Here is a 389-nt window from a genome sequence, read left to right on the forward strand (position 1 = left end):
GTGGAAGGCCATGAAGATGAAATGCTGGTACAGGAATTCAAACACATCGTTACCGTACCGACCGACCCACAGTCCGGTCAGCCATCCGGTCAGCGTGTCCACAAGCCGTTCAAGTTCACCGTCGCGCTGAACAAAGCGGTTCCGTTGATGTACAACTCACTGGCGTCCGGTGAAATGCTGCCGACCGTGACCCTGAAGTGGTATCGCACCTCCGTAGAAGGTAAGCAGGAGCACTTCTTCTCTACCGTGCTGACTGACGCCACCATCGTGGACATCGACTGCAAGATGCCACACTGCCAGGACCCGTCCAAACTGGACTACACCCAGTTGATTGAAGTGTCACTGGCCTACCGCAAAATCGACTGGGAACACACCGTTGCCGGAACCTC

The 389-nt window shown here is 55.5% G+C and carries 1 protein-coding gene; it reads left to right on the forward strand.

The window, feature by feature from the left end:
• A partial coding sequence (locus OI69_RS08830; protein WP_039348918.1) for an Hcp family type VI secretion system effector occupies positions 1 to 389 on the forward strand: 389 nt, incomplete at both ends.

The sequence above is a fragment of the Pectobacterium fontis genome (assembly GCF_000803215.1).
GTDB lineage: Bacteria > Pseudomonadota > Gammaproteobacteria > Enterobacterales > Enterobacteriaceae > Pectobacterium > Pectobacterium fontis.